Raw genomic sequence first — 13214 nt, forward strand, 5'->3', positions numbered from 1 at the left:
CATGCGTACTGATGGCATGATGACTGCGCAATTGACTTGAAATATGCCCCCATGCACCGCTATGTGTGTGCCAAGCTTTCAAACATATTCTTCGCGAGGAGTTCGCACACGTGAATACGGTTAAACCTGTTCATATTATCGGTGCCGGTCTGGCCGGCAGTGAAGCCGCCTGGCAGCTGGCAGAAGCCGGTGTGCCCGTTATCCTGCATGAGATGCGCCCGGTACGTCCGACAGACGCGCACCATACGGATAAATGTGCCGAATTGGTCTGTTCGAATTCGTTCCGCTCGGATGACAAGGAATATAACGCTGTTGGCCTGATCCACGACGAAATGCGCCGTGCCGGGTCCATCATCATGCGTTGCGCCGATCAACACAAGGTCCCCGCTGGCGGCGCGTTGGCCGTTGACCGCGAAGGCTTCTCGCAGGCTGTTACCGACGCGCTGGAGAATCATCCGCTTATCACCATGGAACGTGGCGAGATTGATGATCTGCCGCCGCAGGAATGGGAGCATACCATCATTGCGACCGGGCCTCTGACCTCTGGAGCGCTTGCCGAGGCAATCCGCAAAGTCACCAGTGAAGCAAGTCTTGCCTTCTTTGATGCGATTGCGCCGATTGTCTACAAGGAAAGCATTGATTTCGACAAGGCATGGTTCCAATCGCGTTATGACAAGGGCGATGGCAAGGACTATATTAACTGCCCGATGGATGCAGACGAGTATAATCGTTTCATCGATGCCCTGCTTGACGGCGAAAAAACCGAATTCAAGGAATGGGAAAAAGACACCCCCTATTTCGATGGCTGTCTTCCGATTGAAGTGATGGCTGAGCGCGGGCGCGAAACCCTGCGCCATGGTCCAATGAAGCCGGTCGGCCTGACCAATCCGCATAACCCGACTGTAAAGCCGCGTGCGATTGTTCAGCTTCGTCAGGACAACGCGCTTGGCACGCTTTACAATATGGTCGGCTTCCAGACCAAACTGAAATACGGTGCCCAGGTTGACGTATTCCGGACCATTCCGGGCCTTGAAAACGCCGAGTTTGCCCGCCTTGGCGGCATACACCGGAATACCTTCCTGAACTCACCACGACTTCTTGATCCGACCTTGCGCCTCAAAGCCCGCCCTGATTTACGGTTCGCCGGTCAGATTACCGGCTGCGAGGGCTATGTTGAAAGTGCAGCGGTCGGACTGATGGTTGGTCGCTTTACTGCGGCTGAAAAAGCAGGGAAAACAATTCCTGCCCCGCCCCTTGCAACGGCAATGGGGGCGCTTTTGAACCATATCACAGGCGGTGCAGACGAAAGCACATTCCAGCCGATGAATGTCAATTTCGGACTGTTCCCGGATCTGGAGCTGACCAAACGGGTCAAGGGCCGGGATCGGAAAAAGCTCTATTCGGATCGTGCCATTCCGTTGTTTGATCAATGGCTAAGTGCGGTAAACGCCGCATAACAAGACAGAAGCCGCATCCTGTGATGCGGCTTTCTTGTCTCAGCTTGATGCTATCTGATCACAATCAATAAGTTTTCTTTTGGCGGGTCAACTTGCCGGTAATGTCACGGATCTGCTTGCCATCCCGAAACCGGCTAAAAACAAGGTCCATATTGCCGTCATCATCAAGCTTGCGTTCATAGACCTGCATCTCGTAACCACCTTCATCGGTGATATAAAGGGCATGAATGGTAAGGGTTTTACCGACAATACGTGCCCAGAAAAACGGTTCACCTTTTAACGGATCGTTTGGGATACGTTTCCCGAACAGGCCTGAGCGCATTGCACTGCCATAGATGTCCGGGCGTTCGGTTGAATAGAACTCGATACTCAGCGAAACGTTCTTTTCGCGCCCGTCCTTTTTGTGAATGACAGTAGCCCAGTCAACGTTAAAACCCCGTTCCGTCTTTTCAATGCTGACGTCAAGATCGCGGGCCTGCAGCTCTCCATCGGCATGTTCAATTGTCACACCGTGATAATCACCAACGAACGGATCGATACTTGCTGCCTGGGCGACGAATGGCGCAAAACCAAAACCACCAAACAGCATGACAATAACCAGCTTCGATAGCCAGTTAGTTCCAAGTCTGGAATGCGGATATGCCATACGAACCCTCATGCTGGGTAGCCCACAATTGACGTTGCACCGTGTAAACAAGGCGTTATTAACGCTAACACGGACAGAACGAAGCTGTCTTATCCTTTATCGTTAATGTAGATGATATTTTCGCAATATCCAGCCATCACGTGAATTGGCATCAATAGCTTTTAAGCAAGCCATTAAGGGTCAGACGCACACTTGCCGGTCGCGCAAGCCCGAATTCGGCCGAGAACGGATCAAATTCCGCTTTGGCCAGTTTGCGCAGGTACCCGTCGGCAAGTACCAGTGGCAATGCAGCAGCGCGGGCAGATTTCGGAACAGCCCCTCGATGCTTGCGTGCCTCGGCAATCCTCTTTCTTGCCAGTTCTGCCAGTTCTTTGGTCAGGTTGCGGACCTCTTCCTTTTTTCGGAACTCAAAGATATCGCTCTGCCCGACATTGTGACTTTCCATCCGGTCCTTGGGGAGATAAAGGCGCTTGGCACGTCCATGAAATACCATTGCACGCATGATACCGACCAGACCATAGGCATTGCCCGCAAGACGGATTGCGTGTTCAGCATCGTCTCCCGTCGCACCAAGAACACGCCCGGAAAGAACCGCCATCTGACCTGAGGTTTGATCGATATATCGATCAAGTTCTTCCTGATCAGCAGGTTGGCGGTCTTCAAGATCAAATTCACGCGCGGCAACGACGGTTTCAAGGTCACGAACCGAAACGGCTTGAGACTGAACAAGTTCCGCAAGCGGTTCGACAACTTCATGCTTGCGTACTTTGCCCTCCCCGATTTCGCTCAGGGTATCACGCCACCATTGCAGCCGAATATGGCCAAGCATGATTTCCGTAACCATTTCGCGCGTTTTCGAGACTTCCTGATTGAAAGCATAGAGCGTGAACAGGTCTTCACGCTTTTCAGGTGCGGCAAATAACGCACACAGGAAACGATCCCGATCATGACGGCGCGTGTAGTCCGCGCAATGCGAGAGCTTTGGCGTCTCAGTCATTCTATGCTTCCAACCCGCTTTTCATTGCACCAACAACTTCAATTGGCTGGTTGATCTGCGCAGTGATAATTTCATCCATGGCTTGTAAGGTGTTCTGCTGTTAAGGTTATTTTGTCAGACCGAATGACACGATAACGTGCAAACCAGTATTTCCGGCCTTGTATAACAATTAAAGTGGCGCAGGCATATGGCATCCTTCACCTCTGGAAAATTACACGTTATAGGCGGCGGCCTGGCTGGTGCGGCACTGGCGACCCAGCTGGCCGAAGACGGCGTGGAAGTACACCTGTATGACGAAGGCGAGCCATTCGAAAGCCGCTGGACCCGTGGCATGCAAACCGCGCCCGAAAGTCACAAAACGTCGGAGCCGGAAATCTTTTATGATCCGGACGGCCTGGTTGCAGACTACTTTGCCCGATGGCCCGAAATTCCGGCCAAACTCGTCCGCCCGGCCCACTGTGTCATGGGATTAAAACGCGGCCGACGCAAACCTGCGATCATCACGCTTGATCAGGGTGTTTCAAGGGCTCTGATCGCCCGGCGACTTGGCGTTTTGGCCCGCATATACACCATGATCGACTTTTGGCGACAGCGTTATGGCAATGAGGAAAACCGGGTCGAGGCAGCTGCTTCATTCGGTGACTTTGATAGCGACGAGCACGCCCATAAACCCGGCACATACCATCGCGATGCTCTGGCAGTGTTGGCAGAAGTCCTGTTTTCAATTCCGGCTCACAAATGTTCAAGCACTCTGCTCGCGCGGGTTCTCCTGCCCAAAGCAGGCGCCGTGGTCGCCCGATCACATGAGCCGGTCTTTTCGGCGATTGATCCTATCATCCTCAACGATATCGCCCTGCCGACACTGCGTGAACGCTTTTTAGCAGCGGGTGGAAAGATCATGGCCCGAACCAGGCTTGGTGATATTGACAGCACATCTGAATATGCCACCGATCTTTTGTTTAACGATGATATTCAGGTTATGATCAATCCCAGTGATGCGGTCGTACTTGCACTTCATCCCAAACCACTGTGCAACGCTGTCCCCGACATTGGTATCCCGCCCGCCCCGGCACGCCGACAAACAGTGGCATATGAGCTACGACGTCCATTTGCGGAACCTCTTTGCCTGTTCGTTAGCGATGACCTTGTCCGGGCAATATATTGCCATCGCCGACATATCCAGGTCAGCCTGAACAGCAGCTTTCACCTTCCTGCTGACGGAACAATAGAACAGCTTGTGGACCGTATCTGGCAGCGCTGCGTGTGGCTATGCAACCAGTATCTCAATCTTGATTTGCAGGCACGGGCTCAAAATGTTCAAGGGGCCGAACATCCCAATTTCAGCTTCATTGATGCGGAAGCTCCATTTCCCGAATTTACACCTGGCCATGCCGCCTTGCGGAATCGCCTGAAAACACCTTGGAAGAACCTGTTTCTGTGCGGTGATTCATTCCCGGTGGATTCTGCACCGGGCCCTGCTGCCTTGTTTGCCAGCGTCAAACAGGTTCGCCAGCAGGTATTGGCCTATTTGAAGGAATAGGCGTCAAACCGCAATCAGGGCGGCTGCTACGCGACGGGCCTCTGCAACCAGGACATTGTATGTGCGGCAAGCCGCACCGGTATCCATCGGCTCGATCACGATACCATGCTCTTTAAGCGCATGACGCCATGCCAGCGGCACAGGTGTCAAACGCGTTCCCATACCCAGCAGCAAGATTTCGATTTCATCAGCTTTCTCGATGATGCGGGCAAATGAGTCCACCGAAATGTCATCGATGGATTTGACATTCCATGAGTAGATGGATTCCGGAAACAGCAACACTGAACCGTTTACCGTTTCTTCGCCAAAGCGAAACAGACCGTCACCATAGCTTGAGACCAGATTGCGACCTTCGGCAACAAGTGGGCTGACTTCAAGTGACATGGAAATCCTCGTATCATCTGGAGCGCATCATGTTCTGTTCGGGCGAACAAAACGGCAAAACAAAAAAGGCCGGGGCGTTTTCGCACATCCCCGGCCTTCTTGCAAATTCTAGATCAATGTTGGTCGGATCAGGCTTTTACTTCCTGACCTTCTTCTGCTTCGGGAATTTTGCGTTTCAGACGCAAAACAATCAAAAGCGGAGAAGCCACACAAATTGACGAATATGTACCGATCACGATGCCGAAAATAAGCGCCAGCGTGAATCCGCGGATTGCCTCGCCACCGAAGGTAAACAGAGCAATCAGCGCCAGCAAGGTCGTGAATGACGTCATGGTTGTACGCGACAGCGTCGAGTTGATCGAGAGATCAAGAAGATCCGGAATTTCCATTTTGCGGAACTTGCGCAGATATTCTCGAATACGGTCAAACACAACGACGGTATCGTTGATCGAATAACCGGCAACCGTGAGAACGGCGGCAAGCGTTGCAAGATCGAACTGAACACCGGTGATCACAAAGAACCCGACCGTAATCACAACGTCATGCAACAGGGCAACAACCGAAGCCACTGCAAACTGCCATTCAAAGCGGAACCAGATATAGACCATGATCAGCAACAGCGAAATCACGACCGAATAAAAACCCGCTTCCTTGAGCTCGCTACCAACTTTCGGGCCAACAAGTTCACTACGACGGATGGTGACATTTTCGCCAAGGGCATCGGTGACTGTCGCCAACGCAGCCATCTGGGCCTTTTCGTCGCCATCCTGACGCTGCAACTGAATCAGAACGTCATCCGGTGCCCCGAATTCCTGGATCGAAACGTCACCAAGACCAAGACTTCCAAGATTGTCGCGTAATCCGCTGATATCTGCCGGACCATCGGTCTTGATTTCAACAAGGATACCCCCGCGAAAATCGATCCCGAAGTTAAGTCCCTTGGTGAAGAACAAGGCAGCAGATGCCAGAACCATCACCAAGGATACGATATAAAAGAGTTTCCGGAATTTGAGGAACGGGACGTTCACGTCATCCGGGATAAGATGCAAAGGTTTCATATCTTCCCTGTTCCCTTCCTCAAAGTACCAGCTCGGTCGGACGACGCCGCTTGACCCAGCCTGCAATCATCAGGCGGGTCAACCAGATCGCCGAGAACATCGACGTGATGATGCCGATTGCCAGCGTGACGGCAAAGCCCTTGATCGGACCAGAACCAAAGCTGAACAGCACCAGTGCCGCGATCAACGTGGTGATATTGGCATCGAGAATTGTCGACATGGCACTGCGGTAACCGGCATCAATCGAGTTGATGACGGTTCGACCATTGCGCTGTTCTTCGCGGATACGTTCAAAGATCAGAACGTTGGCATCAACGGCCATACCAACGGTAAGAACGATACCGGCAATACCGGGAAGTGTTAGCGTTGCCTGAAGAACGGACATCACAGCCACGACAAGAATAAGGTTCATCATCAGGGCGATGTCGGCATAGAGACCAAAACGGCCATAACTGATGACCATGAAGGCCACAACGAAGACCAGTCCGAGCACAGCAGCAATTTCACCGGCTTCAACCGAATCCTGACCAAGCCCCGGACCAACAGAACGTTCTTCAAGAATCTGCATCGGTGCAGGCAATGCACCCGCACGTAACAGCAATGAAAGATCATTTGCTTCCTGAACGCTGAACTGGCCGGTGATGATACCGTTACCACCCAGAATTGGTTCGTTGATGCGTGGCGCAGAAATCACCTCGCCATCCAGAACAATCGCCAGCCCGCGCCCCGCATTCTTGCTTGTAATGTCGCCAAATCGTGCACCGCCTGCCGCATCGAAGCGGAACGAAACAACCGGGCGACCATCACTGAAGGTCGGCTGCGAATCAACAAGGTTGTCGCCAGAAACGACCACTCGGCGGTCAATCAGGAATTCCTTGATGCCAGCCGCCTTGTCTGATGCATCTGCAGCAGGAAGGATCATGGTTCCTGGCGGCAAGCCAGTAGCACGTGCGTCAGCAGCTGTTTTTTCGTTATTCACAAGATGGAAATTCATCTTTGCAGTACGACCGAGGATCGCGCGCAAACGTGACGGATCATCAAGCCCCGGCACCTGAACAACAATACGGTTCTCACCCTGACGCTGGATTGATGGCTCAGTCGTCCCAAGCTCGTCAACACGACGGCGGACAACTTCCAAAGACTGCGCGATGGCGCGGTCAATCAGTTCCTTCCGGGCAACTGCGTTATAGGTAACGTGGATGGTGTTGCCTTCGCCGCTCAAGTCTGTGTTCGGCTCCGCAGAACGTGCAATCTCGCGTGCTTTTTCAAAGTCCTCTGGACTAAGAATGGTGATATCCGCACCGTTTGCCGTAGCTTCACGCGGACGGTTCCGAATCTGCTCTTTGCGCAGGTCGGTACGGATCGTGTCTGCCAATGCCTCGTAACGTTCACGCAGAACGCTGTCAGTATCAACTTCGAGCAGCATGTGAGAGCCACCACGAAGATCAAGACCGAGGTTAATCTGTTTTCCGGGCAAATAGCTTGCCTCGGTCGGGAAAGCTCCCGACGGCAGGAAGTTTGGCGCGGCGTAGATTACGCCCAAAGCACACACCAGAAGGACCAGTGCTGCTTTCCATTTTGTAAAATAAAGCATGTGTTCTTTGACCGGATATGTCTGGGTCAACCTTGGTCTGGTTCCAAGGTGCTTGGAACAACGGCTATTTGTGCCGCTTCAGGCCACCGGTAAAATGCAAGAAGGCGGAGCCACTATGCCCCGCCTTGCTTAGCGCGAAGAGATCAATCTTTTTTGGTCTCTTCTTCGTCTTTTTCGTCATCTTTGGCGTCGTTTTTGGCAGGTTCGGTTTTCGACAGAACAGTCGAAACCATGCCGCGTGCCACTTTAACTTTTACGCCTTCGGCAATCTCGACAGACAGCTCGTCATCGCCAACAACCTTGGCAACCGTGCCAATCAGGCCACCAGCAGTGACGATTTTGTCGCCACGGCGGATCGCGCCAAGCATTGCTTTATGTTCTTTCTGTTTTTTCTGCTGAGGACGGATAAGCAGGAAATAGAAAACAACGAAAATCAGGATAAGCGGCGCGAACTGCATAAGTGCGCCTGCACCGTCTGCACCACCAGCGGCCTGAGCGTAAGCCGTCGAAATAAACATTAGGAACTCCTAATTCCTCAGAACAAAAAATATCAACTGCCGGAATATAACGGCGTACAACGCCAAAGCAAGGAAGAACCTGACTTAAAGGATGAAAATTGGCAAACATGTGGTTTCGTTCACGTTGTGCCGACGGATAGGACCGTCAACATTTTGTTCTTTTTCATGCTTGATATGCTAGTTTGCCGACCATCAGTGTCACCAAGAACATTAAACATCCAAGAGGCTTCGATGAGTACGGACTTCGATAAGTTGCTGCCCACACTTGAAAGAATTGCAACCGCACTTGAGCGCATGGCCCCACCAGCGCGCACCGAAAATGATCTGGGCGCGGCAGACGCCTTTGTGTGGCAGGCGGAAACCGGCTATCTCCAGCCGGTTCGCAACGTTAACCGTATTGACATCGAGTTGCTGCAGGGCATCGGTCAACAAAAAGAAATTCTCTATAACAATACCAAACGCTTCGCCGATGGCCTTCCTGCCAATAATGCCCTTTTGTGGGGCGCACGCGGTACAGGGAAAAGCTCCATCGTCAAGGCAATGCATGCCAAAATCAACGCTGAACGACCTGCAGCCCTTGCGCTGGTTGAAATTCATCGCGAAGACATTCCCAGCCTGCCTGAACTGCTTCACATTCTTGAAAAAAGTGGTCGTCGAACCGTTCTGTTCTGTGACGACCTGTCCTTTGACATGCAGGATGAAAGCTATAAATCGCTCAAGGCGGTTCTTGAAGGTGGCATTGAAGGACGCCCCAAGAACGTTATTTTCTATGCGACCTCGAACCGCCGGCATCTGATGGCGCGCGATATGATCGAAAATGAACGTTCAACCGCAATCAATCCATCCGAGGCCGTAGAAGAAAAAGTGTCTTTGTCGGATCGTTTTGGCCTGTGGCTTGGCTTCCACAACATTTCCCAGGATGTCTATTTCGAAATCATCGAAGGCTATGCCAAAGAGTTCAAACTGGACATGCCGATCGAAGAACTCCATGCCCGAGCCAAGGAATGGACCGTCACACGCGGTAGCCGCTCAGGTCGTGTCGCATGGCAGTTCATTCAGGAAATCGCCGGTGAGATGGGTAAATCCCTCGACTAGCCGGATCAAACCTCCGAGCAAAAACAGAAAAACACCCGGACATGACTCCGGGTGTTTTCTTATCTGGAGACCATCACACTTGGTAGATATTTCAGAGGATCGGATGACTTGCGTCCGTTTCTGACTTCAAAATGAAGTTGCGGGAAGGTCACGGCACCGGTTGTACCGACACTCGAAATCCGCTGTCCGCGGGTCACCACATCCCCGCGTGCGACCAGCGGGTTTTCAGTATGAGCATAGGCCGTGACAAAATTATCAGCATGCTTGATCAGGATAAGGTTGCCGAAACCGCGCAACTCGTTACCGACATAGGTCACGACACCGTTCTCTGCAGCAAGAATTGGCGTTCCGCGATTGGCCTGAATATTGATACCATCATTGAACAGACCGCCAGTCCCTGCCCCGTATTTCAGAACAACTTTCCCCTGAACGGGCCAGATAAATCCTTTGCGATCCGCCGGCTCGGCAATCGGGACATTCTTGCGAACATCGCTTCCTTGTCCAGCAACCGGTGTCGGTTTGCTGTCCGTCTTCCAGCTGCGTGCAGAAGCAATTTCACGTTGCGCATCAGCAGCATAGTCGCGCGGCTTAATGCCCGGTGTCGGGATATTTCCACCTTCACGAGGTGCAACGCCCGCTGTCCGTGTTTGGGATGAGGTTCGAGATCGCGGCGTACTTTGTTCCAACGGCACACTCACAACCTGCCTTTGGCCACCGATGGTAACAGTCTTTGTTCTCGGGCTGGATTGGCTCGCCGCCACGACAGTCGAGCTGGAACTGTTAGAATCCTCAGACCAGGCAGGAAGCACCAGACGTTGTCCCGGATAAATGACATACGGCTTTCGAAGATCATTGCGCGACGCAAACCTATTGAAATCGGTCCGATAACGTGTCGCCAGTTGGGATACGGTATCACCCGGCTCAACGGTAATAACGCGCTCGCCGTTTTTTAGCTTAGGCATACTATAGGGGCTGTAACTTGCCCCGTCGCCATAGACAACCGGAACCGGGACAGAATTTAGCAAACAGCCGCCTAACGCCGCGCTTGTCGCACAGACAAGCAGCAGTCGTTTTCCGCGATAAACAGCAAGTTTGACACAATTTTCCATCATGTTTTCGATTGTCAGTGATCAGCCGTTAACAATCGGTAAGCGATTGATGGAATTGTCGTGATTTTCTTTGGCTGTTAGTGGGGTTAGAACTCTTCGGTGCCGGGCAGCATCGGAACAAACCGCACAGGCATCAGCTCGGTAACCTCGACCCCGCTTGGAGTGCGCAAGACACGCAACAAGAGCTGGGTATGAGAGACCTCTCCGACCGGCACGACCATAATCCCCCCAACCGCCAGCTGATCAACCAGCACGGGCGGAACATCCTGAGCAGCAGCCGTTACGATGATACGGTCAAACGGTGCCTGCGCTTTCCAGCCGAGCCCGCCATCCCCGTGCAGGGTAGATATTGTATGAAGACCAAGAGCCCGGAACAGCTCTTCGGCCTGCCGCAAAAGCGGTTTGTGGCGTTCCAGCGTGTAAACACGGCGGGCTAACTTTGCCAAAATTGCGGCCTGGTAACCTGATCCGGTGCCGACTTCAAGAACCTTCATCCGGTCATTAAGCTCAAGGGCCTGTGTCATCAGGGCGACAATATAAGGTTGGGAAATCGTCTGGCCCTTGCTGATTGGCAAGGCGACATTTTCCCAGGCGCGGTTCACGAACGGATCGGCGACAAAAGATTCACGCGGGACCTCGGCCAGCGCACGCAAAACCGCTTCATCATGAATGCCATCATGGCGAAGCGTTTGAAGCAAATCGGCTATTCTGGATTCACGCGTAATGACCGGCTCGTTCACGGAAATGCTTTCGTCAGTTTATCAACAGTCTCGTAATGGGTGAAATCAAGGCTGATCGGGGTCACAGAAATATGCCCCTGCTCGATCACCCGCAGATCGGCATTCGGATCTTCCGGAAGTTCAGAAAGAATGGCACCAATCCAGTAATAAGGTTCCCCGCGCGGGTCATGACGTTCGGCGATATGGTCGCCAATTTTACGCTGCCCCTGCTTGGAAATGCGGACTTTTGCCCCGCCATTTGCTTCATGTTCCGGGAAGTTGACGTTGATCAGAACCCCCTTGGGCCATGAAGCTTTGACCAAGGTAGTTGCAACGTCCTTGAGATATTTCTCGGCAATGGTCCAGTCGATCATGTCGCCGGAAAAATACTGGGAAAATGCGATTGCGGGCACATTGAGCAAGGTTGCTTCCATTGCGGCTGCAACTGTCCCGGAATAGGTCACATCTTCGCCAAGATTGCCGCCACGATTAATTCCGGAAAGGATGATGTCAGGCGGTGTATCGCGCATGACCTGCTGCAGTCCCAAAAGAATGCAGTCGGTCGGCGTTCCATCAACAGCGAAGTGACGTTCATCGCGCTTGTGAATGCGCAAAGGGCGGCGCAGGGTCAAGGAATGCCCTGCACCGCTTTGTTCCATGGAAGGCGCGATCACCCATACATCATCGGAAAATTCCCGCGCAAGCCTTTCAAGCAGCTTGATCCCCGGTGCATCAATGCCGTCATCATTACTGATCAGGATACGTGCGTTGGTCAGATCAATCATGCTGGTCATGCCTTAGCGCGGGTTAATAACCTCGAGGCCGCCCATATAGGGCTTAAGCGCATCGGGTACCCGAATGGAACCATCTGCCTGCTGGTAATTTTCCATCACCGCAATCAGGCAGCGACCAACCGCAAGACCAGATCCATTCAATGTGTGAACGAACTGGGTTTTCTTGTCGCCCGCCGCACGGTAGCGCGCATTCATGCGACGCGCCTGGAAATCGCGGGTGTTCGAGCAAGATGAAATCTCGCGGTAGCGCCCCTGTCCCGGCAGCCAGACTTCGATGTCATATGTCTTGCAGGCCGAAAACCCGATATCGCCAGTGCACAGGATAACCGTACGGTACGGAAGCCCGAGGCGCTCCAGAACGGTTTCGGCACAGCGGGTTTTGCGCGACAGTTCTTCATCAGACTTTTCGGCCTCGACAACCGATACCATCTCAACTTTCGAGAACTGGTGCTGACGGATCATGCCACGAGTATCACGCCCGGCAGAACCGGCCTCAGAGCGGAAACACTGGGTCAGTGCAGTGTAGCGCAGCGGCAATTTGGCCTGATCAATGATCTCGCCTGCGACCTGATTGGTCAGGGTAACTTCCGAGGTCGGAATCAACCAGTAATCATTCGTTGTCTTGAACGAATCTTCGGCGAATTTCGGCAGCTGCCCGGTCCCGAACATAGCCTCGTCACGCACCAGCATTGGCGTGATGGTTTCTTCGTAACCATGTTCATTGGTGTGCAGGTCCAGCATGAACTGCGCAAGAGCACGTTCAAGTTTGGCAAGACCTCCACGCAGGATAACAAACCGCGAGCCCGAAAGTTTGGCAGCGGCCTCAAAGTCCATCATGCCAAGCTTTTCACCGATCTCGAAATGTTCCAGCGGCTGGAAATCAAACGCGCCGGGTGTTCCCCAGCGATTGACCTCAACGTTATCTTCCTCGTCCGCACCGACCGGCACTTCTGGATCGAGAATATTGGGCAATGAGGACAGCAGCAGATCAAGTTGCTCATTCAGAGCAGCCTGCCCGTCTTCAGCATCCTTGATATTGTCCTTGAGCGAGCCCATTTCGGCCATCAGTTCATCGGCATTTTCGCCCTTCTTGCGAAGCATGCCGATTTCACCGGAAATGGTTTTACGGCGCGCCAGCATTTCCTGATGCTCAGTCATGAGCTTGCGGCGCTCGACGTCGATATCCATCAGACGTTCCGCAGTAATTTCCTGCTTGCGCGCAGCCATCGCTGCGTCAAAAGCCTCGGGGTTGTCCCGAATCCATTTAATATCGTGCATAAAACAGCACCCTGTCAGTCAAATA

The 13214-nt window shown here is 52.8% G+C and carries 13 protein-coding genes; 3 read left to right on the forward strand and 10 right to left on the reverse strand.

Annotated features, from left to right (window positions below):
- Positions 1-110: 110 nt before the first annotated feature.
- Positions 111-1457: a methylenetetrahydrofolate--tRNA-(uracil(54)-C(5))-methyltransferase (FADH(2)-oxidizing) TrmFO gene (gene trmFO, locus TH30_RS19720; protein WP_114099795.1), complete on the forward strand. Its 1347-nt coding sequence runs from the start codon at positions 111-113 to the stop codon at positions 1455-1457.
- Between the two features lie 64 nt (positions 1458-1521).
- Here trmFO and TH30_RS19725 read toward each other — a convergent pair whose 3' ends face one another.
- Complete coding sequence (locus TH30_RS19725) at positions 1522-2103, reverse strand: hypothetical protein (protein WP_258548802.1); 582 nt, start codon at positions 2101-2103, stop codon at positions 1522-1524.
- Between the two features lie 151 nt (positions 2104-2254).
- Positions 2255-3100 carry a phytoene/squalene synthase family protein gene (locus tag TH30_RS19730; RefSeq protein WP_114099797.1) on the reverse strand — a complete coding sequence of 282 codons (846 nt, stop codon included), beginning with the start codon at positions 3098-3100 and terminating at the stop codon, positions 2255-2257.
- Positions 3101-3287: 187 nt separating this feature from the next.
- Between TH30_RS19730 and TH30_RS19735 the strand changes: the two genes are divergently transcribed.
- The gene (locus TH30_RS19735; RefSeq protein WP_114099798.1) at positions 3288-4640 is read left to right on the forward strand and encodes an NAD(P)-binding protein; all 1353 of its coding nucleotides are present in this window, start codon (positions 3288-3290) and stop codon (positions 4638-4640) included.
- Positions 4641-4643: 3 nt separating this feature from the next.
- Here TH30_RS19735 and TH30_RS19740 read toward each other — a convergent pair whose 3' ends face one another.
- The 4 genes from TH30_RS19740 to yajC all read right to left on the reverse strand — a co-directional run bounded on the left by TH30_RS19740 (position 4644) and on the right by yajC (position 8194).
- A complete protein-coding gene (locus tag TH30_RS19740) occupies positions 4644-5024 on the reverse strand; it encodes an Mth938-like domain-containing protein (protein WP_114099799.1) in 381 nt (126 codons plus the stop codon).
- 128 nt (positions 5025-5152) lie between these two features.
- The gene (gene secF, locus TH30_RS19745; protein ID WP_114099800.1) at positions 5153-6082 is read right to left on the reverse strand and encodes a protein translocase subunit SecF; all 930 of its coding nucleotides are present in this window, start codon (positions 6080-6082) and stop codon (positions 5153-5155) included.
- Between the two features lie 19 nt (positions 6083-6101).
- Positions 6102-7676 carry a protein translocase subunit SecD gene (secD, locus tag TH30_RS19750; RefSeq protein WP_114099830.1) on the reverse strand — a complete coding sequence of 525 codons (1575 nt, stop codon included), beginning with the start codon at positions 7674-7676 and terminating at the stop codon, positions 6102-6104.
- 143 nt (positions 7677-7819) lie between these two features.
- Positions 7820-8194, reverse strand: coding sequence for a preprotein translocase subunit YajC (gene yajC, locus TH30_RS19755; RefSeq protein WP_114099801.1), 375 nt, complete (start codon positions 8192-8194; stop codon positions 7820-7822).
- 231 nt (positions 8195-8425) lie between these two features.
- Between yajC and TH30_RS19760 the strand changes: the two genes are divergently transcribed.
- Positions 8426-9289: an ATP-binding protein gene (locus tag TH30_RS19760; RefSeq protein ID WP_114099802.1), complete on the forward strand. Its 864-nt coding sequence runs from the start codon at positions 8426-8428 to the stop codon at positions 9287-9289.
- A gap of 59 nt (positions 9290-9348) precedes the next feature.
- On the opposite strand, the gene TH30_RS19765 is transcribed toward TH30_RS19760, so the two are convergent.
- The 4 genes from TH30_RS19765 to serS all read right to left on the reverse strand — a co-directional run bounded on the left by TH30_RS19765 (position 9349) and on the right by serS (position 13189).
- Positions 9349-10314 (reverse strand): peptidoglycan DD-metalloendopeptidase family protein, encoded by a 966-nt coding sequence (locus TH30_RS19765; RefSeq protein ID WP_258548803.1) that lies wholly within the window; start codon positions 10312-10314, stop codon positions 9349-9351.
- Positions 10315-10484: 170 nt separating this feature from the next.
- Positions 10485-11123: a protein-L-isoaspartate(D-aspartate) O-methyltransferase gene (locus TH30_RS19770; protein WP_404969470.1), complete on the reverse strand. Its 639-nt coding sequence runs from the start codon at positions 11121-11123 to the stop codon at positions 10485-10487.
- A gap of 11 nt (positions 11124-11134) precedes the next feature.
- Positions 11135-11902, reverse strand: a complete 768-nt coding sequence (gene surE, locus TH30_RS19775; RefSeq protein ID WP_114099832.1) for a 5'/3'-nucleotidase SurE — start codon at positions 11900-11902, stop codon at positions 11135-11137.
- Between the two features lie 12 nt (positions 11903-11914).
- Positions 11915-13189: a serine--tRNA ligase gene (serS, locus tag TH30_RS19780; protein ID WP_114099804.1), complete on the reverse strand. Its 1275-nt coding sequence runs from the start codon at positions 13187-13189 to the stop codon at positions 11915-11917.
- Between the last annotated feature and the right edge of the window lie 25 nt (positions 13190-13214).

Source organism: Thalassospira profundimaris, from assembly GCF_003326795.1.
GTDB lineage: Bacteria > Pseudomonadota > Alphaproteobacteria > Rhodospirillales > Thalassospiraceae > Thalassospira > Thalassospira profundimaris_C.